Origin of the sequence: Myxococcus stipitatus DSM 14675, from assembly GCF_000331735.1 — a bacterium.
In the GTDB taxonomy this organism is placed as follows: Bacteria; Myxococcota; Myxococcia; order Myxococcales; family Myxococcaceae; genus Myxococcus; species Myxococcus stipitatus.
In genome coordinates, this window is record NC_020126.1 from 8,202,464 (window position 1) to 8,226,569 (window position 24,106).

The window sequence follows — 24,106 nt, forward strand, 5'->3', positions numbered from 1 at the left end:
ATGCCGCGATTCGCCACCATCGATGTGGGTACCAACTCCGTGCTGTTGCTGGTCGCGGAGCGAACCCCTGAAGGCCGCTTCGAGCCCGTCTTGGAGCGCGCCGAAATCACCCGATTGGGACGAGGCGTGGATGCCACCCGCCGGCTGTCGGCGGAAGGCATGGAGGCGACGCTGTCCGTGCTGGAGTCCTTCGCGCGCGAGGCCCGCGAGGCTGGCGCCCAGGACATCGCGGTGTCCGCCACCAGCGCCGCGCGCGACGCGAGCAACGGTCCGGAGTTCCTCGCCGCCGCGAAGGCGCGCGCGGGCGTCACGGTGGAGATCATCTCCGGGCAGATGGAAGCGGAGCTGTCGTTCGCCGCGGTGCACGCGGACTTCGCCAGTGAGTCGGCCGGGCCGCTGCTCGTGCTGGATATCGGCGGAGGCTCCACGGAGTTCATCTACGGCAACCCCGCGGGCCACGTGGACTTCCGCCACAGCTTCGACGTGGGCGCGGTGCGGATGACCGAGCGCTTCGTGAGCTCGGACCCGCTCTCCTCGGAGAACCGCGCGCGCATCCAGGCGCACCTGCGCGACACGTTCAAGGCACTGCCCCCGCCCCCGCCCGACGCGGCGCTGGTGGGCGTCGCGGGCACCGTGACGACGCTGTACGCCGTGCAGCACGCCATCGACCCGTACGTCGCGGAGCGCGTCCATGGCGGCTCGCTCTCGCTGGGAGAACTGACGGCGCTGGTGGACCGCCTCTGCCAGATGCCGGTGGAGGAGCGGCGCACGCTTCCAGGCATGCAGCCCAAGCGCGCGGACGTCATCCCTGCGGGAGCGCTCATCCTCCTGGAGTCGGTGAAGGCCCTGGGACTGGAGGGGTGCCGCGTCAGTGACAGAGGACTCAGATGGGGGCTGCTCGCGCATCGGTTCGGCGCGGGGGCCGCCCGGTCATGAGCACCTCCTCCGTGAGCCTCTCGCCCTCCCCTTCCGCGGCACCCGTGACTCCCGCCGCGAACGCGGGCTACGCGCTGCTCATCCTCACCCTCATCAACCTGGTCAACTACCTCGACCGGTACATCGTCGCCGTCGCGCTGCCGGGCATCCAACAGGAGTTCCAGATCAACGACACGCAGGCGGGCCTGCTGGGCACCATGTTCATCCTGGTGTTCATGCTGGCCTCGCCCGTGGGGGGTTACCTGGGGGACCGGTATCCGCGTCGGCTGATGGTCGCGGGTGGAGTGCTGTTGTGGAGCCTCGCGACGGGAGCCAGCGGGCTCGCCACCTCCTTCGTCGCGCTGCTCGTCGCGCGCGCGGTGATTGGCATCGGCGAGGCGGGCTATGGCGCGGTGGCGCCCAGCATCATCTCGGACCTGTACCCGCGCGAGAAGCGCACGCGGATGCTCGCGTACTTCTACATCGCCATCCCCGTGGGCGCGGCCGCGGGCTACGGGCTGGGCGGCTGGCTCACGCAGGCGTACTCGTGGCACGTGGCCTTCTTCGCGGGAGGCATCCCGGGCCTGATTCTGGGGGCCCTGGCGTTCTTCATGCCCGAGCCCAAGCGCGGCGCCATGGATGGCCCCAACGCGGAGACGAAGCTGCCCTTCCTCGTCGGCATCAAGGGACTGGGACGCAACGCGGCCTTCTGGGCCGTGACGGCGGGCTACACGCTGATGACGTTCTCCATCGGCGGCCTCGGCTTCTGGATGCCCACCTATCTGGTGCGCGAGCGCGGGATGCTGGCGGATGACTCCGGGTTCCGCTTCGGCGCGATTACGGCGGTGGCGGGCCTCTTGGGGACCGTGGCCGGGGGCTGGCTGGGAGACAAGCTGGACCGCAAGCGCGAGGGCGGTGGCCTCTGGATGTCCGGCGTGGGCCTGATGCTCGCGGCGCCGTGCATGTACCTGGCGGTCAACCTGAAGGACGTGGGCCTCACCTTCGTGGCCATCGGCGCGGCTCAGTTCCTCATCTTCCTCAACAGCGGCCCCATCAACGCCGCCATCGTCAACTGCGTGCCTCCCGCGTTCCGCGCGTTCGCCATGGGGTTGAACGTGCTGTGCATCCACCTGCTCGGTGATGCGATTTCGCCCACGCTCATCGGCAACATCGCCGACGCGTCGAGCCTCCACACCGCCATCGCCATCAACGCCGTGCCCGTGCTGCTCGGCGGCGTGGCGCTGCTCATCGGTGCGCGGCTGTTCCGCTCGGCCGTACCTCCAGCGGAAGCTACCGCCTGACGGTGGCGTCCACCTGGGGCCGATACTCATCGGCCAGTCGCTCCACCTCCGAGGCCAGCCGCTCTCCATCCGAGAGCAGCAGCGACTTGAGGCGCACCCGGCTGCTCAAGGTGAAGAACACGTCGATGTCCCGCCGCAGCACATCCCAGCGCTCGGCGAAGTAGAGCGTGAAGAGCGCCAGGGGCGGTACCGCGAGGAACGTCAGCCCGGCCCACGGCGCCCCACCCCACACGCCCGCGGCGACAGTGAGCCCGCCCCACCAGACGAGCGCCAGGACGAACGCGCTCAGGAACTTCACCGTCGCCTGCACATCCAGCTCCACCTTGCGACTGGCGGCCCTGGGCACCTGATACGGCAGCCAGAAGAGCACCAGGCCCAGCGCGAACAGCGGCAGGCCCAGCACCAGCGAGAGCAGGTTCTTCACGACGAAGGGCACCACGTTGCCCGGCCGGTAGACGAGCGCGAGGTCCTTGAGTCCCTCCGCGTGCACCAATCCCAGGCGCCGCTTGAAGGACGCGAGGTGCGCGCGCATGCCCTCGAACCGCTCCGGCTCGCGCGCGCGGAACAACTGCACGCCGCGAGCCCACAGCCGCAGGCGCTCCGCGTCCAGCACCTGCCCCTGCTTGAAGGAATAGAGCTGCTCGGCGAGCTGCACCAGCGGCAGGTCCGCCCACTGCTCCAGGTTGAGCGTCACCGCGCGGAGTCCCTCGGCGATGCGTTCGGTGAGGGCACGCACGGACTCGGACTCCGAGGCGGCATCCGCGGGCAGGAAGGGCGTGACGTCGATGGCGGGCCCCACGTCGATGAGGACCTCGCTGCGGAAGACGTTCTTCTCCGCATACGTGAGCCCCACGGGGACGATGCGCACGGGAGCGCCCTCCTTCGCCGCGTTCAGCGCGATGCGTGACGCGCCCGTCTTCAGCTCCGCGAGCCCCGGCTCGGAGTGGCTCTTCCCCTCGGGGAAGATGGTGATGGCGCGGCCCTGGAGCAGCGCGCCCTTCGCGGCATCGAGGGTGCCCTCGTTGCCTCCCATCTTCGAGGGGTCATCCTGCTTGCGATACACCGGCAGCGCATCCAGCCCCTTGAGCAGCCAGCCGATGACGGGCATCGCGAACAGCGGCGCCTTCGCGAGGAACGTCACGGGACGGCGCGTGATGATGAAGACGAGCCCCGGGTCGATGAGTCCGTTGGGATGATTTCCCACGAACAGCACCGGACCTTCCGGCTCGGGGCCGGGTGCATTCACCTTCACCCGGTAGAAGAGGCGCAGACACACCGCGACCACGGCACGGACACACGCGTAGAACACGGCGGGGACTGTACCTCACGGACCGCCCCCGCGGCTTACGGGTACTGGTCCACCACCAGGATGACGCCCGTGTTGTCCTGCACGACGGAGAAGCCCTTCATCGGGCTCGGGTACGCAATCAGCCCCTCGCCATCGCGATCCCAGCGGGCATCCAACAGGACGCCACAGAAGGGCACCGACATGGCGCCGCTCTCCGGGAGGAAGACGCGGTCATAGCGGCCGAACACGCGGTGCTTCGTCACGAACAACCGCCCCCCGATGCGAGCCCCTGGCAGCTTCTTCTCACCGTCGTCCCGAGGCAGCGCAATCACGAAGCTGTAGTTGTACCGGGCCGGCCCCGGGTGGTCCTGGATGGCGTCCACGATGACCGGGACCTTGTCCCCGGGCTTCAACCCCAGCCGCTCCATCTGGACCAGCGCGCCCTTGGGACAAGCGCCCTCCGGCGGCATCCACTTGGGACGCTCGGGCTTCGCTGTCGAATCCTCCGTGTGCGCGCAGCCCAGCGCCGCCAGCACCAGCACCGTCAACCATGGGGACATGCGCATCCGGCCCGCCTCCTCAGAACGTCCCGATGCTGAAGTGGAACTGCGTCTGCGCCTCGTTGATTTCCTCGTCCGGCTTCAGGTTGAAGCCCACGTCGAATGCCAGCGGCCCCACGGGCGTCACGTACCGAAGGCCCACGCCCGCCGCGTACCGCAGCCGCTCCAGGTCCATCCGCGTCCGGTCCAACCACAGGTTGCCCGCCTCCAGGAACAGCCCCAGGTCCACCGACGCGAGCGCGGGGAGCCGCAGCTCCGCCTTGCCCAGCGTGAAGAGCTCACCGCCCTGGCTCGCCGGCACCTGTCCCGCGAGCACCGCCTTCAGCTCTCCCGAGCATCCCGACGGGCTGATGAGCGCGCGACAGTCCCGCAACTGTTGGTGCAGCGCCTCGCGCACGTCCTCGGGCAGGACACCATCCTCGCGGAAGCCGCGGAGGCTGGATGAACCTCCCAGGTAGAACAGCTTCGAGCCGATGGTCTGCGCCCCCGTCTCCAGCGGGACGATGGTCCCCGCGCGCGCCGACAGCGCCAGGCTGGCCCGCCGCCCCAGCGGGATGTAACCGCTCAGGTTGGTCGACAGCTTCACGCCGTTGATGGGGAAGGCCGGAACGGCATTGCCCGCCACGTCCGTGGGCGCCACGCTGATGCCTCGCGTGAGTTCCGCGCTGCTGATGAGCACCAGGCCCTTGCGGGGATTCGCCGGGTCATCTCGGAAGTCGAGCGTGATGGACGGCCGCAAGGAGTGCAGCGCGAAGTCGCCGAACGGATAGCGCAGACGCTCCTGGTCGGCGCGGTTGAGCAACTCCAGCACGCCCGCGCGCGAGCGCAGCCGGTTGTTCTCCACTTCGTAGGACAGCGACACGTTGAACCAGGACGTCACCGCCCAGTCCAATGCCGCGGCGGCGGCGAACCGCGTGGACACATACGAGGGCCGGTGAACTCGCTCCGCAATCAAGTCCAGTCGCGCGCCCACTTCGAAAGGCAGGAGGAAGAACAGGCGGGGCTGAGACAGGGCCAGGTTGCCTCGGCCGCCCAGTCCACTCAGGCCCTGAAGCTCCACGTCGCAGCCCGCGGAAGCCGCGCCGCCCGACTGCTGACATGCGATGCGCCGGTCCGCGGACAGCGCCTCCGCGCTCCAGCCCGCGTAGTTCACCTTCCCTCGAGCAATCAGGCTGAGCCCCAGCCCATCGAGGTTGCGGTACGTCGTGTCCAACGTGATGCGAGGACCGTCCACCAGGAAGTAGCCACCGGAGACCTGTCCATCCAGGCGGGGACGCTCATGCACCGTCACCACCACGTCCTTGGTCGGCTCGCGGCGCGCGGGGTCCGCGAGCGCGACATCCACCTGCCGGAACAACCCCAGCCGCGCGAGCCTCCGCTGCCCTTCCAGCAGCGCGTCGGGTGCCAGCGGCTTGCCCTCCTCCAGGTCCAGGTTGGCCATCACCAGGTCCGGGTCCGTGCGAGTCAGCCCCTGCACCAGCACCTTGCCCACCTTCACCTGGGGACCCGCGTCCGCGCGGAACACCACCGTCGCGGACGTACCGTCCTCGCCCACAGAGGCCTCCGTGGTGACCTTCGCGAAGAGATAGCCCTGCTGCGCCAGCCCTCGCTCCAGGGACAGGCGCGCGGCCTCCACCGCCTCGAAGCTCAGCGGCAGGCCCTTGTGCACTCCCGCCGCCCCCTGCTGCGTGAGTGACACCATGTCCTCGGGCACACCCTCGTAGCGAATCTCCGCCACCCGCGCCTGCGGCCCCTCCTCCACGTCGAAGTCGGCCACGGCGGTCCGCGTCCGCGCATCCACCGTCAGCCCCCGGAACGTCACCGTCGAGGACAGGAAGCCCCGCTCCCGGTAGGCCTCCATCATCGACTCCGTGGCCTCCAGCCAGGCCTCCTCGACGTACACCGTGGACGGGTCCGGCATCGGCTCCAACGAGACATACTCGCGGCCATGACGACCTTCCACGTCCAGCGGGTCGTCCTGGAGTCGGAGGTCCAGCTCGGGTTGATGCGCGCTCGCGCGAATGCGCTCCGCCAGATGCGCCCTCAGCGTCTTCGAGCCGAGCGAGTTGTTGCCGCGAAAGCGGACGTCGGAGACGCGCAGGGACTGCCCCTCGTCCACGTCGAACGCGAGCACCGCGACTTCACCATCCGGCCGCACCACCTCGCGCGAGCGCACCTTCGCGTCGTTGAATCCCCGGTGCCGGTAGAAGGACTCCACCCGCCGCGCCAGCCGCCCCGCCACCACCTCGTCGAGCGGCTCCGCGGCGTCATGCGCCAGGACCCGCTGCAAGAGCTCCGAGGAGAAGCGATGGTTGCCATGGAAGCGCACCTGGTACTTGGGGCCCGCCGACAGCGGCACCGCGACTGACGCGGAGTTCGCCTCCACCAGCACCGACGGCGTCCCGACCTGCGCGCGCCAGTACCCCTCTTCACGCAGGAGCGTGCGCAGGTGGTCCAGCCCCGTATCCAGTCGCACCCGGTCGAACACCTCGCCCGGCCGCATCGCCAGCACGCCCAACAACCGGCTCAGCGGCAGGCCCGGACTGCCCGAGAAGCTCACCTGCCGCACCCGCGTCGGCTGTCCCTCCGCGATGAGCAGCGACACCGCCACGCCATCCGTCACGGGCTCCTGACGCGCGGTCACCTTCACCGAGTCGTAGCCCTTGCGCTGATACGCCTGGAGCACGGCCGACACCGCGCCCTCCAACTCCTCCCCGTCCAGCGGACCGCCCTCGAGAAGACCGCTGGCCTCCAGGAGCTCCGCGTCCGACATCACCGCGTGACCCTCGAAACGCAGCCTGGCGAGCCGGGACACGGGCGTGAGCTGGAACACGACGCGGACGCCGCCCGAGACGTCCTCCGCCCGCGCCACCACGTCCGAGAAGCGGCCCGTGGCCCAGAGCCGCTCCACCGAGCGCCGCACCGTCCCCGCCGTCAGCACCTGGCCCTTGTGCACCGCCACCAACGCGCTCAACCCCTGCGCGTCCACCCCACCGGGCAGGTGCAGCTCCACGGCCACCACGTTCTGTCCGGAGACACCACCAACCGTGGCCTGCGCGAGCGAGGGGCTCGCGCTCAGGACGCACAACCAGAATCCCAGCACCACCGTGGTGGTGCGGGCTACTCGACCTCCCAGCTCAGCTTCAGCTCGAGCCCGAGGTTTCCAAACGAGGCTTCGCTGTTCTCGTTGTCCCACTGGGCCTGCGCGGAAAGTCGGTCGTCGAAGCGGTACTCGGCGCGTGCGCGCGTTCCGCGCCCACTCACCGGTTGAGTCATCCCGACTTTAAGCTGCTCGGAGAGGAACTTCGACTCCAGTTGCGCGGTCGGCTCCGCTTGCCGGGTGGCGTCGTTGTAGGTCGTGGAAATCTGGAGGGACAGGTCCCTCAACACCGGATTGCTAGGGAGGAACCGCTGGACCTGCCGGTCCAGCCCCGAGACGTTGAAGAGGGCCTCGGCCGCCAGCCCGGCCCCCGCCGAGGCCGCCGTCTCCCGGTCCGACGAGGTGAACCCCAGGGTGAGCAAGGAGACGATGTCGCCTTCCACCAGCGCCGGCTCCGAGGACAGGAGGATTTGCGGGTCCGAGGGCTTGCCGAAGGCGTGGAGCTTCACCACGTACTCGCGCACCTGCGTCTGGGCCTGGACCTCGAAGACGGGCTCCAGGCTGGAGGCATCCTGGAACTCCATCTGCCCCTGGCTGATGGTGAAGGGGTTGTTGCGGAAGAACGCCTGACTGCCCTCGGCCAGCTCCACCCGGCCCAGCAACCCCGGCCGCAGGTCCGTCCCCGTCAGCCGGATGTCGCCGAGCATCCGCGCCTTGGCCAGGTTGTTGTCCACGCGCACGTCCCCGAAGTGGACATTCACATCCCAGATGACCCAGGGCTTCTGCTGCTCGCCCGAGACACTGTTCGCCGCGGAGGACAGCGCCGGCGAGCGCTTCTGCATGGACTTGAGCAGCGCATCCACGTCCAGCGCCTTCTGGTAGCGCATCTTGACGATGTCCAGGCCACCCGTGACGGTGAAGCCGCGGGGCGGCCCCACCACCTGGAGCAGTCCGGAGAAGGTCGCCGGCAGGTCCTCCGTGAGCCGGTAGGGCACCTCGTCCAGTTGCACCGTGAGGCCCAATCGCTGGGGCAGGAAGCGCGCGAGCCGGATGTCTCCACGCGCGGAGATGCGGCCCTCGTTGAGCTGCCCCTGCAGGTGCTCCAGCAGCATGCGCTGGCCCGTCAGCTCCGCGCGGGCCGACAGGTTGCGGATGTTCACGGGCATGTCCCGCATCGCCACGCGCACCTCCGCCAGCTCCGCGCTCCCCACCACCGACGGCGCGTCCAGCGTGCCCGTCGCCTCGGCGTCCACCGTGACGCGTCCCGTGGCGCGCTCCACCATCGCCGGCGCGAGCGACTCCAACAGGCGAAGGTCTCCTCCACCGCGAAGCGTGAGCCCGATGCCGCCCGCCGTGGTCATCCACCCGCCCATGTTCAGGTCGACATAGGGCCCGTTGAAGCGGAAGGGCTGAACGTCCAGCTTGCCCTTCTCGTAGGAGAGGAGGATGGGCGCGGCGTTCTCTCCGCGCACGTCGTTGCGGGACAGCACCAGCTTGTTCACCTCCGCGCGCAGGTGCGCGGACCGAGGCTCCATCAACGGCCCCTTCGCGGTGAGCGAGCCCGACACCGAGCCGGACACGCCCGCCCACAACGGCTCCGAGGGAAGCAGCGGACGGATTTCCGGAAGCGCCAGCGACAGCGTGGCGTCATAGGGCCACGTGTCCTGCACCTTCATCTTCACGCGGCCGTCGGCGTCCTGGAACGGCCGGCCCCACACCTCGAGGTCCTTGCCCACCAGCCTTCCCGTGAGGTCCATCGCGCCGAGGTTCCGCTCGGCGAAGGTGACGCGCGGCGACTTCAGCGTGACGTCCACCACCGGGATGTCCGAGGTGCCCGAGACGACGCCCTCCATCTCGAGCGCCCCCTGGATGCCCATGCGGCTCGCGACGTCCGGCCCCACGGTCTCCGCCAGCGACAGCTGGTCACCACCGAAGCGGTAGTCCAGCCCGCCCGCGAACAACAGCGTGCCTTCCGCCCAGGTGCGGCCCAGCGGCCCTCGCAGCTCCGTGCGCTCGAGCACCATGGACTTGCCATCCACGAACCGCAGCCGCGCCGAGCCATCCCCCATCCTGCGTCCGAAGTACGCGGTGTCCTTCACGTCGAAGGCGACCAGTCCCTCCAGCCGCTCGACGGGGCTGTCCACCTCCACGCGTCCGGATGCCGTGCCCGTCAGCGTGCCCTGCATCACCGCGAGCGCCGGCGTCAGCCCCGCCACCACGTCCACCAGGTCCTCGGTGCGCCCCTGCGGGACGTTCACCTCGAGGCGCAGGTTGAGCAGCCGTCCGAAGCCCACGGCCGCCTTGCCGAAGTACTGCGTGCGCCCCTTCTGGCCGGTGAAGGACGGGAAGGCCAGCACGCCGTCCGCGTAGGTCAGCTTCCCCTGGAGCACTCCCATCGAGAAGCCCCAGAAGACGAAGTCGCGGAACGACAGGCCGGACTCCACATTCACCTGCGAGGCCGGGCCGGTAATCGAGTACGTCGCATTCCCTCGCCCCGCCCACTTCAGCCCCGCGATGTGGCCGAAGTCCGCCAGGTCCAGGTCGCCCTGGCCGTGGATGTCCAGCCCGAGCGCGCTGCCCAGCAGCAGCGCCACATCCCCCTGCACCTTCGAGTGTCCCGCGTCCGCGGTGATGTGGTTGAAGGACACGCGGTCCGTCTGCAGCCGCACCTGCGCCTGCGCGCGGGCCTTGTCGAACTCGAGGATGGTGAGCCCATCCGAAGCAGGCGCATCGAAGGGCCGCGTCGCCAGCGTGAACTTCCCGGTGCGCAGGTCCAATGGCCCCGCCAGCGAGAAGCGCGGCAGCAGGTTCCCGCTGAGCTGTGCATCGAGCGTCGCGGGGAAATCCACCCACGCGCCCTTCACGCCCGCCTTGTCCAGGATGCGCCCCAGCGACGCGTCCACCGTCTTCACGCTCACCTCGAGCGGGAAGAGCGGCGTCAGCCCCAGCTTGCCGGTGACACTCACCCGGCCCGCCCCCACCGGCACCGTCACATCCTCGATGCGCACTTCATCGCCCGAGTACGACAGGCGCGCGGAGACGTTGGCGGGACCGAACCTGTCGTAGCCCAGCCCGTTGCCCGACAGCTCGAGCGACACCGCGGGCGCCTCGGGCTTGCCCGCGATGGACACGCGGCTCCACAAGTGGCCCGTGGCCTGCTTCGGCAGGAGCTTCGCCTGGGACAGCGTGCGCATCGGCAGGAAGACCTGTGCATCCAGCGCCAGGTGCGGCTGGCAGAGCGAGTCCACCCGTCCCGACACGGAGGTGCTGATGTCATCCAGTGACACCTCCGCCCGCTCCAGCTCCAGCAGCTCTTCGTCAGGGTCCAGGGCTCCGGCGATGGCCAGTCGCTGAAGCACCAGCTCCTGGCCATTCGGGCCCAGCCGCACGAGTCCCCGACGAGCCTCCGCGTCCAGCTCGATGGCACCCCATCTCTCCGTCCACCGCACGTCCAGGTCGGCGACCTCGACGCGCCGACCCTCGGGCAGCGCCAGCCGGAGCTCCGCGCCGGTGATGTCCAGCTTCGAAATCCGCAGGTGCTCGAGCGGCGCCAGGAAGCAGCCCTGCGACTTCTTCGAGGGCTCCGTCGACGGCCGCGACACATCCAGCGTCACGCGGGGCCGCTCGGCGCGCACCAGGGCCAGGGACAGCCGGCCGGAGAAAGGCCGTAGGAAACCCAGCTGCACTTCCGCGGTGTCCGCCGCCACCAGCGGCGTGTCCTCACCGGGCAGGAAGAGCGAGAAGCCATGCACCACCACGCGCGAGCCCAGCGGGTCCAGCTCACAGCGGCCGATGCCAACGTCCAGCCCGAGCACATCCGGCAGATGGCGCCGAGCCATCGTGCAGGCCACTTCCCACGTCGCGGGCATGCGCAACGCCAGCACACTCCCCGATAGGACGAGGAGCACGAGCAGCAGCGCTCGAAGCGCACCCTTGCGGCTCTGCGTGGCCAAAGCCCCTAGAGCTTACCCAGCCCTTCGAGGTAGCGGTCTATCTCCGCCAGATCGAGCTTGTTGTTCGACGCTCGGGGCAGACGGGACGCGGGGGGGCTTGCCCCCTCGGCTGCTCCTGGGGCAGCCGAGTTGATGCCCTGCAGTCCCAAGTTCTTTCCGATGCGATGCACCAGCTCCGCGGAGACCGTCTCGGCGCGCGCGAGGAACGCCTCGAAGAGGGCGTTGTCGCACAGGGTGTTGATGACACGCGGCGAACCGGACGAATGCTCATGCACCGCCAGCAAGGCCTCGGGCGAGAACGGCATGCGCGGGCAGCCGGCGAGCCGGAGGCGGTGCTTGATGTAGGCCTCGGTGGACTCGGCGGTGAAGGGCTCGAGCTTGTAGCGCATGGCCACGCGCTGGGCGAGCGGCGGGTCCAGCTTCAGGTTCTTCTCGATCTCCGGCAGGCCGAAGAAGACGAACGAGATGAGCTTGCGCTCCGGCACTTCCAGGTTGAGGAGGCCGCGGAACTCCTCCATCAGCTCGCGCGTCTCCAGCATCTGCGCTTCGTCGATGAGGACGACGGCCTTCTTGCCGGACTCGTAGATTTGCAGGAGCCGCTGGTAGAGCTGCGACAGGAGCGCCAGCTTCTCCTGTGCGGGGTTCTCCACACCCAGCTGCAGGGCGATGCGCCGCAGCAGCCAGTTGGCGGTGATGCCCGAGTGGATGATGACCAGCAGCGCGGCCTCGTACTCGGACTCGGGCAGCGAGTCGAGCATGCGGCGGGCCAGCGTCGTCTTCCCCGCGCCGATGTCGCCGACGAGGATGGACAGGCCCTTCATGTAGCTCACCGCGTGCATCAGCCGGGTGAGCGCCTGCGAGTGCTGCGCCGAGTTGTAATAGAACCGGCTCACGGGAGCGTTGGAGAAGGGCTCCTGCGTGAGGTCGAAGAAATCGAGGTAGGTCGTCATGGGCTCGCCGGACCTCGGGGGCAACTACACGTAACCGACCTTGCGCGCCTTGGGCGCGCCGGCCGCTGGCACCGGGGGATTCGCCACCGCCGCCGTGGGCGCGGCCCCATGGGCCTTGGAACCATTCACCGGAGCAGGCGCTGGCGTGGGCAGGGGGTCCTCCTCCGGCTGGGTACTGGCCGCGAGCCGGGAGACCTGCGCTCCCACGTCGCGGTACTTCGCGTCCATTACCGCCACACGCTGGTAGTGGTGCAGCGCCTTGCCGGGCTCGCCATGAGCCTCCCAGGCCACCGCCAGCTCGAAGCCCAGCGCCTTCGCCGCCTCACCGGAGGCCTGCGGACTCGCGAGTCCCTCGCGGAACGTCTCCACCGCCGCGCCCGCATCACCGCGCAGCAGGTGCAGCATCCCCATCATCGTGACGCAATCCAGCTCGCGCTTCGTGCCGGTACAGCCCTGACGGGCCACCTCGAACTCGTGGAGCGCGTCGTCGAGCAGGCCCATCTCCTTGTAGGCGATGCCCAGGTCGTAGTGCGTGTCCACGTCCTCGGGCTTCACCACCTTGGCCAGGCTCTTCTTGAACTCGGAGAACACCTCCTCCACCGAGTACTGGAAGTCCTCTTCCGCGGGCGCCGCGGCCGACGTGTCGTCGCCCAGGTTGTCGATTTCCCCGGCCAGCTCCGCCGCCAGGTCGAACGCGTCCCGCTCTCCGGCCGACTCCGTCACCGGCTGCACGGAAGGCACCGTGACGGGCTCCTGCTGCTCTTCCTCCGGCGCAACCCCGCCGCTCGCCTCGAGCGCCTCCAGGCGCTCCATCAGCTCGCCGGCGCGCACATGGCCCGGGAAGGCGATGGACACCGTCTCGAGGATTTCGCGGGCCTCTTCCAAGAGCCCCTGGTCCAGGAAGAAGGAGGCCTCGTCGCACTCCTCCGCCGCCGGCTCGTCCTCGCTCACCTCGTCGGTGACGGAATCGGTCGGGGTCGGCTGCTCGGGCTCCTCCTCCGTCTCGGCCGATGCGTCGAATGCCTCGGCGGACTCGAACGACGCCGCGGCATCGAACGCGTCGGGCGACTCGAACGTCTCGGCCGACTCGAACGTCTCGGCCGACTCGAACGTCTCGGCCGACTCGAAGGAGGACGCGGCCTCGGGCTCGTCCTCGATGGCCTCGAAGCCGGACGAGAGCTCGGGCTCTTCCAGACCGGCGTCATCCAGCGACACCACGGCGTGCGAGGCGGTGGGCTCCTCGTCCTCGAACTCATCGCCCAGCGAGGGCATCTCGGAGCCAGGGGGGGCCTCCTCGAGGTCCTCCAGCATCGAGGCATCCAGCGGAGCAATCCCCACCCGCGTGGGAATCTCATCCACATCCAGCGACGCCTCTTCCACGAGCGTCGGCTGCTTGAACGTGGCGGGCGCGGCCTCGTCGAGCAACGCCCGCGTGGGCGCGCGAACCATCGTCGGAGGCGGCTCGTCCTCGTCGCCCAGCGACATCGCCGCCATCGACGCGGAGGTGGCCACGTCATCCGAGTCGCCCAGCGACAGGCCCTCGTCGGCGTCGAACGGCGCGCCCAGGTCGGCGGACTCCACCAGCGGCTCATCGTCCGAAGACATGAGGCCGGGCTCGTCCGTCAACATCATGCCGTCGTCGTCGCCCGACACGAGCATCTCGTCCATCGAGGCCGCCGCCATGTCCTCCGGCGGAGGCATCTCGAAGACGTCGTGCTCTCCGGAGGTGATGGCCTCTCCGACGAGTGCTTCCTCGCTGACGACGGAGGCTTCGCCCGCGTCATCGATGACTTCGTCCGACTCGCTCGACGGCAGCGTCGCCAGGGCCAGCTCGTCCCCTGGCGGATGCATGAGCGCATCCTCGGGAGGCGGAGCGACGAGGACTTCGTCGTCGCTCGAATCCACGAGGATGGCGTCCTCGCCCACCGACTCCACCGCCACCGAGGACGGCGCCACCGACACCGGCCCTTCCACGCGCAGCACCGACAAGAAGGCCGGCACCTCGGGATGGGCGGGGTTCTGCTGGAGGATGGTCGCGAGATAGGGCTGCGCGCGCGTCGAATCCGCGGCACGCGTGCACAGGCGCAGCACGTTCAGCAGCTGCTCGGACGCCTGCGCCGCGTTCCCCGACGCGACGTAGATCTGGTACGCCTTCTCGTGCGCGTCCAGGTTCTCCGGGTCGACGGAGAAGATCTTCCTCAGGTGCTCCAGCGCTTTGTCGTGGAGCCCGTACTTCACGTAGACGTCGGTCTCCGTGAGCAGCTTGGCCAGCTGCTCGCGAGCCAGTCCCGCGGGCTGCGGAGGTGGCGGCGCGAGGGGCTGCGGCGCGGCGGCGGGAGCAGGCGCGGGCTGGGGTGCGGCGCGAGCGGCCGGCTGGGGCGCGGGCTGCGCCATGGGCTGCGGCGCGGCGGGAGCGGGCTGCGGCGCGGGAGCACGTCGAGCGAGCAGATCCGGGTCCTGAGGATCCAACACCTCGATCTGCGTCCAGACAGCCTCGGCCTCGGTGAGACGGCCGCGCTCCTGATGAATCTTCGCGAGTTCCTTGTAGACGGACACCGTCTTGGAGGTCTGCCCCAGCCCCTGGAACGCCTGGGCCAGGAGGGACAGCGTCTCCACGTCGCGGCCATCCGCCTTGAAGCACACCTGCAGCTTCGCCAGCGCGCGCTTCTGGTCTCCGCGCTGCAGGTACGAAGTGGCCAGCTCCTTGGCCAGCGGCAGGTTGTCCGGCTCGAGCGTGGACAGGCGCTCCGCCACGCGGGCCCAGTCCTCACCTCGGCTGTTGCGCTTGAGGTACTCAGCGGCGCGCTTGAACTCCTGAATCGCCTCGCGCGTCATGTTCTCGCGTGCGTACAGCTCCGCGAGCTTGATCTTCGACGCCACGTTCTCGGGGTCGAGATCCACCATCTTCTTCAAGGTATCGAGCGACGCCTTGGTGTCGCCCGCCTTGTCGTAGTGGTTGGCGACGATCTGGAAGTACGCCATCGCCTCCGACATCAGCCCGAGCTGCTGGTGCAGCTCCGCCAGCTTGAGGTTCACCTCCAGCAGGTTCGGGTTGAGCTTGAGGACCTGCTTGTAGAGGGCGACGGCCTTGAGGAAGAAGCCGTCCGAGGAGTAGCTCTCCGCGACCTTGGTGAAGAAGTGCGCCGCCTGGGCGTTGTCGTTCTTCTTCTGGTACAGCTCCCCCATCTTCTGGAGCACCCGGATGTCCTTCGGGTCGACCTCCAGGACCTTCTGGTACTCCTTGATGGCCTTGTCGTACGCGCCCTTCGCGACCAGCTTCGCGGCGGCTTCGATGATCTTGTTCTTGTCCATCGAGCGTGGGCTTCCGGCGAGCCGAAACCCCTTGGAACTTCGCGGGTTTCTATCTTCAAAAGGGGGGAGAGTCGGAGGCTAACGGAATCCTCCAACTCGGGTCAAGAAACAGCCCGGCGCCCCCCGGTATCAGCTCACCTGCTTGGATGCTCGCTGCACGTGCGGGAACCGCACGTAGGCGGACATGTGTGACTACGGCGTCTCTTCCACGGCCTTCTTCAAGCGACGCGAACCGGTCTCACTCGCCAGGAGTCGCTCCACGAAGCGCGTGTCGTAGTTGCCCTCCTGGAAGGACTCCTCCGCCAGCGCCGCGCGGTGGAACGGGATGTTGGTGCGGATGCCCTCCACCACGTACTCACCCAGTGCGCGCTGCATGCGGCGGATGGCCGTCTCGCGGTCTTCCGCGTGGACGATGAGCTTGGCCAGGAGGCTGTCGTAGTACGGCAGCACCGTGTAGTTCTCGTACGCGCTCGAATCCACGCGTACCCCGTAACCACCGGGAACGCTGTAGCCGGTGATCTTCCCGGGCCACGGCGCGAAGGTGATGGGGTCCTCGGCGTTGACGCGGCACTCGATGGCGTGCCCGCGAATCTGGATGTCCTCCTGCTTGAAGCGCAGGGGGTGGCCGTAGGCCATGCGGATCTGCTCACGGACCAGGTCGATGCCCGTGACGAGCTCCGTCACCGGGTGCTCCACCTGGATGCGCGTGTTCATCTCCATGAAGTAGAACTCGCCGCGCTCATCCAGCAGGTACTCGATGGTCCCCACGTTGTTGTAGCGAAGCTTGCGCATCGCCTCGACGGAGACCTCACCCATCTTCTTGCGCAGCTCGGGCGTGAGCGCCGCGGACGGAGCCTCCTCGATGAGCTTCTGGTGCCGGCGCTGCACCGAGCACTCCCGCTCATTGAGGTGGATGATGTTGCCGTGCTCGTCGGCGACGATCTGGATTTCGATGTGGCGCGGCTTCTCGACGTAGCGCTCGATGTAGAGGTCGCCGTTGTTGAACGAGGCCACCGCCTCCGCCTGCGCCGTCGAGAAGGCCTGGGCCAGCGCGCTGGGCTCGCGGACGATCTTCATCCCCTTGCCGCCGCCGCCCGCCGCCGCCTTGAGGATGACGGGGAAGCCAATCTCACGGGCGAACGCCTCCGCCTCGCGAGGGTCCTTGACGGTGCCAGGGCTGCCCGGGAGCAGCGGCATCCCCGCCTCGCGCGCAGCCTGCCGCGCACGGACCTTGTTGCCCATCAGCCGCAGCATCTCCGGACGCGGACCGATGAAGCGAATCTTGCAGTTCTCGCACACCTCGGCGAACTCGGCGTTCTCGGAGAGGAAGCCGTAGCCGGGGTGGATGGCATCCGCGCGGGTGATTTCCGCCGCGGAGAGCAGCTGCGGGACGTTGAGGTAGCTCTCCTTGGACGCCGGAGGGCCAATGCACACCGCTTCATCGGCGAAGCGCACGTGCAAGGCATTGGCGTCCGCCGTGGAGTGCACCGCCACGGTGGCGATGCCCAGCTCGCGGCAGGCGCGGATGACCCGCAGGGCAATCTCCCCGCGGTTGGCAATCAGCACCTTCTTGAACACGGGGATGTCTCCTGAAACAACGGCCGGGCTCGGCGGCGCGCCCTCACAAGTGCGGGGCGCGCGAACCGGGTCAGGCTGGCTCGATGCGGAACAGGGCCTGGCCAAACTCCACCGGCCGGCCGTTCTCCACGAGGATTTCGACCACGCGGCCGGAGACCTCGGACTCGATTTCGTTCATCAGCTTCATCGCTTCGATGATGCAGAGAACCTGGCCCTTCTTCACCACGGAGCCCACGTCCACGAAGGCGGGCTGGTCGGGCGCCGGCGTCCGATAGAACGTGCCGACGAAGGGGCTGGACACCACATGGCCCGGCTTCTCGGCGGCCTTCTCGGCCACGGGAGCCGAGGCCACGGGGGCCAGGGTCGGCGCGGCCACGGGCGCGGCGCGCGGCGCGACAGGTGCCGCGTACTCCACGGCGGCGGCCACCGGAACGGCTGCGGGGGCCGCGTGGTGGACGATGGTGGTCTCGGGGGCGTGGCCGCGGCGGATGAAGAGCTTCTCCTCGCCGCGCTTCCACACCAGCCTCGTCACGTCCGAGGCCTCCAGGATGTTGACGATCTCCCGCAGGGCCTCCACATCGAGGGAGGTATTGCCCGCATCCCGAGCGCTCGCCGCCGGAGCGGGCGCGCTGGCGGGCGCGGACGCCCGGGTCGACTTGCGCTTGGTTGCCATTCTCGCGTCCCCTCCGTCGGAGTCGTGCGACTAACCGGCCACGGCCACGCGGGTGAGGTACTTGCCACCGTCGCGCGTGTCGATCTTGAGCACGTCACCCTCGTTGATGAAGAGGGGGACGTTGACCACGAACCCGGTCTCCAGGGTCGCCGGCTTCAGGGCACCGGACACGGTGTCGCCGCGAACACCCGGGTCGCACTTGGTGACCTTGAGGTCCACCGAGTTGGGCAGCGACACGCCGATGGCCTTCCCGTTGTAGAACATGATGTCGACGTTGATGTTCTCCTTCAGGAAGTTCTTCGCTTCACCGAGCACCTTCTCCGAAAGGAAGGTCTGCTCGAAGTCGCGGGTGTCCATGAAGTAGTAGTCGTCACCCTGCACGTACAGGTACTGCATTCCCTTCTCTTCGATGTCCGGCTTGCCGACCTTGTCGCCAGACTTCATCGTCGGCGTAAGGACGCGGCCAGAGATGAGGCTCCGGAGCTTGGTGCGGGTGAAAGATGAACCCTTGCCAGGCTTCACGTGCTGGAACTCGACGATGACGAACGGCTCGCCGTCGATCTCAATCTTCATGCCGTTGTGAAACTCGGACGTATCGATGACACCCGCCATGGGGACCGACTCCTTCAGACTCGAAACTACGGAACCTTGAAAAGTCGGGGGTGTCTAGCCCATGCCCCCTCCCATGGGAAGGGGAAACCTGCGGAGCGCCGCGGCGTCTGGACGACTGCCGTACAACGCGGCGTCTAGAGCTCCGCGCGGACCTTGGGGGCCGTCACGCGCAGCACATACCTGCCCTTGCCGTAGTTGCCGTCCGCGCGCAGCGCGAGCACCAGGAAGTACTCTGGCGACACCAGCCGCATGAGGGTCAGCACCTTGTCGCTGTTGACGCTGACCTCACTGACGGCGCCCGTCTTGAGCGATTCGGCGGCATGGCGCAGCTGCGTGAGCAGATTGGCGTACTCCACCCACGCGACACTCAGGTCCAGCTCGCCTGCTTCCTCGCGTTGGAAGGTGTCGACGGAGATGCCGTCGAAGCCCATCACGCTGCAGGCAAGGGCCCCATCCACTTGGTTGACGACTGACTCGAGGTGCGTGCGAAAGGACATGGTCTTGGACTCAGTGCGCCTGGGGACAGGCGCCGTTCCTAACTAGTTGCACGCGGGCAGGACGCCGTTCTGGCCGCGCTGGTCGCAGGCTTCGGTCGGGGGCTCGACCGCCTTGCCAGGAGGACACGAGAACGGGATGTTTCCAACCTGGACCGAGTAGGTGATTGTGTTCGTCTCCACCTTCGAGCCATCCAGCATCTTGCCGCGCACCTTCAGCGTGACGAGCGTCTCGACGAAGTTCGCCCCCCCGGTCGCGGACCTCAGGGCCTGCAGCGCATCGAGCGTGAAGATGTTCAGGAGCATGGCTCCGTTCCCCGCGGCCCTGAAGGTGCCATGGATGGGAACCGTCGCGCTGGGGATGTTGAGCTCCGGCTCCGTGCGGTAGCTGAGGTCGAGCTCCGTGACATAGATGGCGTTGCCATCGGGGTCCGTGAGCGGCGCGCCCACGACGATGGGCGTCTCCAACACGTTGGAGGTGACGATGAGCCCCATCTGGTAGTTGCCGGCCAGCGCCAGATTGAGCGAGCCGTTCAGCAACTGCCGGTTGTCCGGGATGGTGCAACTCGAGTCGGGCGGCGTCGACTGGAGGATCTGGAGCTTCGGGTAGTCGTCGACGCAGGACACCGAACCAAGCGCCAACAACGCGATGAGATAGATAGGCTTCATGAGCGAACGCACTCCTACGAGAAGAGGCGCGATGCCTTAGAGGCTCTGCGCGATGGTCTGGCGGTTGAGGATGCGGGGCGTGATGAAGATGAGCAGTTCCTGCCGGTCATCCGACTCCACGGACTGCTTGAACAGCAGGCCCAGCACCGGAATCTTCGACAAGAAGGGCACCGAGTTGACCCGCGAGGAGCCTCGGCGAACGTAGATACCACCGATGACCGTGGTGTCCCCGTCCTTGACCAGCACCTGAGTATTGGCCTCCTTGCGCTGGATGGCGGGCTGCCCGTTCGCCCCCGTGCTGGAAGCATCCGGCTGGTTGTTGGAAGCGGTGATGGCCATCAGCACGCTGCCGTCCTGGGTGATGTGCGGCGTCACCTCCAGCGACAGGCGGGCCTCGATGAAGGTCGTGTTCACGCCACCCGCGGACACCTGGCTGAACGGGATGGAGAGACCCTGGCTGATGCGAGCGGTGTTGTTGTCGAGGGTCGTCACGCGCGGGGCGGAGATGGTCTTGACGCTTCCCTCCTGCTCCATCGCGGAGAGACGCAGGTTGAGCTGGAGCGCGCCGCCCGCGGAACCAAAGGTGAAGCCCAGCGCGCCACCGAGGCCCGCCGCGCCACCCGCCGAGGGCAGGTTCACCGCGAAGTTCGGCACACCCGGGAGCCCCGCGGCGGTGCCCACCGCGCCGCCCGTGATGGCGACGTTGTTGGGGAAGATGAGCCCCGTCGAGTTGCCCGTGGCCTGGGAGAGACGCGCCTGTCCACCCCACTGCACGCCGAGGTCCCGCGTGAAGTTCGTGCTCGCCTCGACGATACGGCTCTCGATGAGCACCTGCGGCGTCTGCGTGTCCAGGCTGCGAACCAGCGCGCGCGCCTTCTCCGTATTGGCGCGCACATCCTTGACGATGAGCACGTTGGTCCGCGAGTCCACCGTCACGGTGCCACGCTCGCTGAGCACGTCCTTCACCCGCGCCGACATGTCGCCAGCAACCGCGTAGTTGACCGGGATGAGGTTGACCATCAAGTCCTCCTGCTGCTGGAGGGACTTCTTGCGCTCCTGGCGCAGACGGGCCTCTTCCTCCAAGGTCTTCAGCGGAGCGATGCGGATGATGTTGCCGAACTCCTCCTTGCCCAACTGCTTGGTGCGCAGGATGAGGTCCAGCGCCTGGTCCCAGGGCACATTGCGCAGACGGATGGTGACGCGACCGGAGACGTCATCGGCGACCACGACGTTCTTCTTGGAGATCTCCGCGATGACCCGCAGGAGGTTCTGGATGTCGATGTCCTTGAACTCGAAGGAGACGCGCTTGCCGCGGTAGCGAGCCTGCTGCGGCGCACCCTCGGCCGCATAGGCGGGCGCCTCGGCGGTGAAGCCGGCGGTGCGCTGGGCCACAGCCACTTCATCCGTCTTCACACCCTTCACATCCAGCCGCCACGACAGCGTGCCGCCGTTCTGGGTGACCTTCTCGTCGATGGCGCCATCCGCGGCGACCACCACGCGCACCTTGCGGCTCTCGCCTGGCACGCTGAAGGCGCTGATCATCTTCACCGGCGTCTCGAGCGCGCTGGTGTCCAGGCTGCGCTCCAGCTTCTTCGGCAGCCGGGCGTTCTCCAGCGTGAGGACCGCGCTGCGCGGATCGGGACGGTCCACCTTCCATGACGCCGTGCCGGTCAGCTTCAGCACCACGCGACCACCCGCCCCACCCTCCTGGAAGGACAGGTCCTTGACCTCCACCATGGACGCGGTGGCGGGCGCCTGCGCCTCGACGGGCTCCGGCGCGGGGCGCATGGGCTCCACTTCCGCCACGGAAGCAACCACCTCTTGCGGCGCGGGCGACGGCGCGGCCTTGCGAGCCACCGCGCCCCCCAGCACCACTTCCAGGCCCTTGTCCGCGCGGTCCACGCGGTAGGCCGGCATCTTGCCGCGCACGTCGAGCACCAGCCGGACCTTGTCCGAGTGGGCGCCCACGCGCACTTCCCGCAGCGTCGCGCCATTCACGCGAGGCGCACGGGCCGCCAGGCCCACGCCATAGAGGTCCACCGCCAGACGCGGCGGGTCCGCCAGCTCCAGCACCTCATAGCGGGCGATGTCGCCATCCGCGCGGATGCGAAGCGTCTCGTCGGAGTAGGCCAGCTGGGTGATGCGCTGGGCGGGGTTCGCCACCTCGCGCTCATCGGCCTCGGCCGCGACCACGTTCTCCGGCAGGGCCGGCTTCGTGGAGGGCTCGGAGGCCTTCACCTGCGGCGCGGCCTCCGCCACCACGGCGGGCTTCGCGACGGAGGGGGCCGCCGGGGCCGTGACGACGGGCGACGGCTCGGCCTGCTTGGCCTCGGCGCCGTCGACGGAGATCACCACGCGGTTGCCGTCGGCGCGGACGTCGTACTGCGACGCCTTGTCCAGCGCCAGCAGCACCCGGCCCACGCTCGCGCGCTCATCCGAGAACTGCGACGCCACGACTCCCGCGACGGGACCCGAGCCGTCGTGATGGCCCTTGATACCCGTCGCATCCGCCGACGAGAGGTCCACCACCAGTCGCTCCGGGCTACTCAGCCGGAACACGGTGAAGGTAGGAGGCCGGGTTCCGGTCACCACCACCTGGGCGCCAGAGCCGGTTCGGGACACCGCGACGTCCCTCAACGTATTCAGTTCAGCGCCAGACACCTCGGCGCCCGCAAGGACGGCCACGAATGCGGCCGCCAACATCCACTTGCCCCTCGTCACAGCGCTCCTCTCGAGCATGCGTCCCCTCACCACAGTTGGAAGCGGGCTGCCGCCCGCGGGCGCGCCTAAGGGGCGCTACTCCCCGAAGTTTTTGCCGGTCATCAGATTGTAGCTAGGGTCCTGCTTGTCATCCGGCTTGAGCTGCAGGGTCACCGGGTTCTTGATGATCTCTCCGTTGCCCGAGAACACCTCGGTCACCGTCATCGAGTCGCGGAGAATCTGCGTGACCTTGCCGCCCTGGCGCCCCACGCGGGTATTGCGGCGCACGATGTGGCCTCGACCCTGGGGGTCTTCGACCATGGCAAGTGGATTGGCGTCCCCCGTGACGACCGCGACCAGCTTGAGCTGGTCCAGGTCGAACGCGCACAGGGGTTCGGTGCAGGTCGTGACCTGGCTGGCCTGTCCCGACTGGTTCAGCTCTTCCAGCGGGCTGCGGAACGGGTCCCGCTTCCCCACCGGGTTGTACGAATAGACGTAGGCCGGAGCAGCCGCGGCCTCGACGGCCACAGCGGTCTCCGCGGGTGCCGCGGGAGCGGGTGCCGGCGCCGCGGCCACCGGCCGAGCGGGAGGCGGCGCGTCCTCGCATGCGGCGAGCGTCAACGCGAGCGCGGCAGTCGTCATCGTGGCCTTGAACATCTTCATCCTCAATCCCCTTGTCGCCCTACTTTCCGGACGGATCAAGTTTCTAGTTCTTGGTCTCGACGAACCGGAAAGTCGTCGCCAGGAAGCTGCTCTGCAGGACGACCTTCTCGTTCTTGAGCGCCGCCTGCCCCAGGTTGATGTTGTTGACGTTCACGATGCGGCGCATGTTCGCCATCTCCTGCAGGAACATGGCGATCTCATGGTAGTTGCCGCGCACCGTCATGCGGATGGGGATGCGCGCGAAGAACTCGCCGCCCCCGACGTATTCGCGGTCGGGCTGGACGAGCGCGATTTCAAGGCCGCTCTTCTTCCCGATGTCGTTGATCTGCGCGAGCAGCTCCTCGACGTCCTTCTTCTCCGGCAGCTCCGTGAGGGCTTCCGCGAGCTTCTGCTCCAGCACGTCCATCTCGCGCCGCCGCTCGTTGAGGTTCTGAGCGATGGCGCTCTTCTCCGCGAGGTCCAGGTCCAGCTGGCGCCGCTGGCCGACCTGGATGCGGATCCGGTCCTCCGTCGGCTGGATGACGAGGAAGAAGTTGGCGGCGGTCATCAGGGCGATGAGCACGGCCAGGCCACCGAACTTGGCGCCCGGGGAGGCCTTGGCGAATTGGTCCAGGTACTTGTCCATGGCGGGGCCTCGGTCAGATGGCGTAGTTCGCGTTGAGGGTGATCTTGAAGTCGACCATCGAGGGCGCACCCGCGCTGCTCGTCGACTTCGTCTGGACCGCGCTGGTCAGGTCGATGTTCCTGAAGAACGGCGTGACTTCCGCGCTCGGGAACTCCTCGACCGTGGCCTCCGCCGTCAGCAACTCCACGCGGGACGTCTTCGTCTCGCGACGCTGATCCACCAGGCGCCCCATTCCCTTGGGGGTCCACACCACACCGTTCAGGCCGCGCATGAACTCCGCGACCTCGTCGTGGCTGACCGCCGAGCCATCGATGGACACCGCGTTGCTGGACTCGGCGAAGCTCTTCACCCAGACCTTCTTCGGGGTGGCGGAGGCCAGCGCGTCCATCATGCGGACCGGACCATTGCGCCCCTTCCGGAGCGCGTCGAGCACGGCGAGCTTCTTCTCGACCTCGGTCTTGCGGGCGTTGATGTTCTTCACCTCGCCGATGACCTTCTCCAGCTCGGCGATCTTCGCCTGCGTCTGGGCGATGGCCTTCGCGTTGCGCACGCGCTCGGATTCCCGGTCATCGTACCAGAAGTAGTTGCCCACGGCGGCGCCCAGGAACAGCACGCCGAAGAGGACCAGGGTCGTCTGGCCCTTCTTCTTGGTCTGCGTCTTCCGGACGGGAAGCAGGTTGATGCGAATCATCATGTGCGTCGTCTCCAAGAAG

General features: G+C 68.2%; 17 protein-coding genes. 2 read left to right on the plus strand and 15 right to left on the minus strand.

The genetic code is table 11. The annotated features are described in order from the left end of the window. Complete coding sequence (locus MYSTI_RS31510) at positions 1 to 936, plus strand: Ppx/GppA phosphatase family protein (protein WP_015351872.1); 936 nt, start codon at positions 1 to 3, stop codon at positions 934 to 936. Then, on the plus strand, positions 933 to 2,216 hold the full coding sequence (locus tag MYSTI_RS31515) for a spinster family MFS transporter (RefSeq protein WP_015351873.1): 1,284 nt from the start codon (positions 933 to 935) through the stop codon (positions 2,214 to 2,216). Before MYSTI_RS31510 ends, MYSTI_RS31515 begins: the two co-directional genes overlap by 4 nt. Here the strand turns inward: MYSTI_RS31515 and MYSTI_RS31520 are convergent. The 15 genes from MYSTI_RS31520 to MYSTI_RS31590 form a co-directional block, all read right to left on the minus strand. Continuing rightward, positions 2,206 to 3,525: a lysophospholipid acyltransferase family protein gene (locus tag MYSTI_RS31520; protein ID WP_015351874.1), complete on the minus strand. Its 1,320-nt coding sequence runs from the start codon at positions 3,523 to 3,525 to the stop codon at positions 2,206 to 2,208. The two genes, MYSTI_RS31515 and MYSTI_RS31520, sit on opposite strands and share 11 nt — an antisense overlap. Before the next feature lie 35 nt (positions 3,526 to 3,560). After that, complete coding sequence (locus tag MYSTI_RS31525; protein ID WP_015351875.1) at positions 3,561 to 4,070, minus strand: hypothetical protein; 510 nt, start codon at positions 4,068 to 4,070, stop codon at positions 3,561 to 3,563. Between the two features lie 13 nt (positions 4,071 to 4,083). Beyond that, entirely contained in the window at positions 4,084 to 7,167 is a 3,084-nt protein-coding gene (locus MYSTI_RS31530) for a POTRA domain-containing protein (protein ID WP_044900788.1), read from the minus strand. Between the two features lie 17 nt (positions 7,168 to 7,184). Beyond that, positions 7,185 to 11,117, minus strand: a complete 3,933-nt coding sequence (locus MYSTI_RS31535) for a translocation/assembly module TamB domain-containing protein (protein ID WP_015351877.1) — start codon at positions 11,115 to 11,117, stop codon at positions 7,185 to 7,187. Positions 11,118 to 11,122: 5 nt separating this feature from the next. Continuing rightward, entirely contained in the window at positions 11,123 to 12,067 is a 945-nt protein-coding gene (locus MYSTI_RS31540; protein WP_015351878.1) for an ExeA family protein, read from the minus strand. 24 nt (positions 12,068 to 12,091) lie between these two features. Continuing rightward, on the minus strand, positions 12,092 to 15,379 hold the full coding sequence (gene sgmX, locus MYSTI_RS31545) for a type IV pili formation protein SgmX (RefSeq protein ID WP_015351879.1): 3,288 nt from the start codon (positions 15,377 to 15,379) through the stop codon (positions 12,092 to 12,094). A 192-nt stretch (positions 15,380 to 15,571) separates the two neighbouring features. Then, positions 15,572 to 16,957: an acetyl-CoA carboxylase biotin carboxylase subunit gene (gene accC / locus MYSTI_RS31550; protein WP_015351880.1), complete on the minus strand. Its 1,386-nt coding sequence runs from the start codon at positions 16,955 to 16,957 to the stop codon at positions 15,572 to 15,574. 70 nt (positions 16,958 to 17,027) lie between these two features. Next, entirely contained in the window at positions 17,028 to 17,630 is a 603-nt protein-coding gene (accB, locus tag MYSTI_RS31555) for an acetyl-CoA carboxylase biotin carboxyl carrier protein (protein WP_015351881.1), read from the minus strand. A 30-nt stretch (positions 17,631 to 17,660) separates the two neighbouring features. Next, positions 17,661 to 18,242 carry an elongation factor P gene (gene efp / locus MYSTI_RS31560; RefSeq protein ID WP_015351882.1) on the minus strand — a complete coding sequence of 194 codons (582 nt, stop codon included), beginning with the start codon at positions 18,240 to 18,242 and terminating at the stop codon, positions 17,661 to 17,663. Between the two features lie 134 nt (positions 18,243 to 18,376). Beyond that, complete coding sequence (locus MYSTI_RS31565) at positions 18,377 to 18,739, minus strand: roadblock/LC7 domain-containing protein (RefSeq protein ID WP_015351883.1); 363 nt, start codon at positions 18,737 to 18,739, stop codon at positions 18,377 to 18,379. 42 nt (positions 18,740 to 18,781) lie between these two features. Next, positions 18,782 to 19,405: a hypothetical protein gene (locus tag MYSTI_RS31570; protein WP_015351884.1), complete on the minus strand. Its 624-nt coding sequence runs from the start codon at positions 19,403 to 19,405 to the stop codon at positions 18,782 to 18,784. 36 nt (positions 19,406 to 19,441) lie between these two features. Continuing rightward, complete coding sequence (locus MYSTI_RS31575; RefSeq protein WP_015351885.1) at positions 19,442 to 22,144, minus strand: type IV pilus secretin PilQ; 2,703 nt, start codon at positions 22,142 to 22,144, stop codon at positions 19,442 to 19,444. Positions 22,145 to 22,201: 57 nt separating this feature from the next. Further along, the gene (locus MYSTI_RS31580; RefSeq protein WP_201768933.1) at positions 22,202 to 22,768 is read right to left on the minus strand and encodes a pilus assembly protein PilP; all 567 of its coding nucleotides are present in this window, start codon (positions 22,766 to 22,768) and stop codon (positions 22,202 to 22,204) included. Positions 22,769 to 22,811: 43 nt separating this feature from the next. Further along, positions 22,812 to 23,393: a type IV pilus inner membrane component PilO gene (locus MYSTI_RS31585; RefSeq protein WP_015351887.1), complete on the minus strand. Its 582-nt coding sequence runs from the start codon at positions 23,391 to 23,393 to the stop codon at positions 22,812 to 22,814. A gap of 13 nt (positions 23,394 to 23,406) precedes the next feature. Then, a complete protein-coding gene (locus MYSTI_RS31590; protein ID WP_015351888.1) occupies positions 23,407 to 24,087 on the minus strand; it encodes a PilN domain-containing protein in 681 nt (226 codons plus the stop codon). Positions 24,088 to 24,106 lie beyond the last annotated feature (19 nt).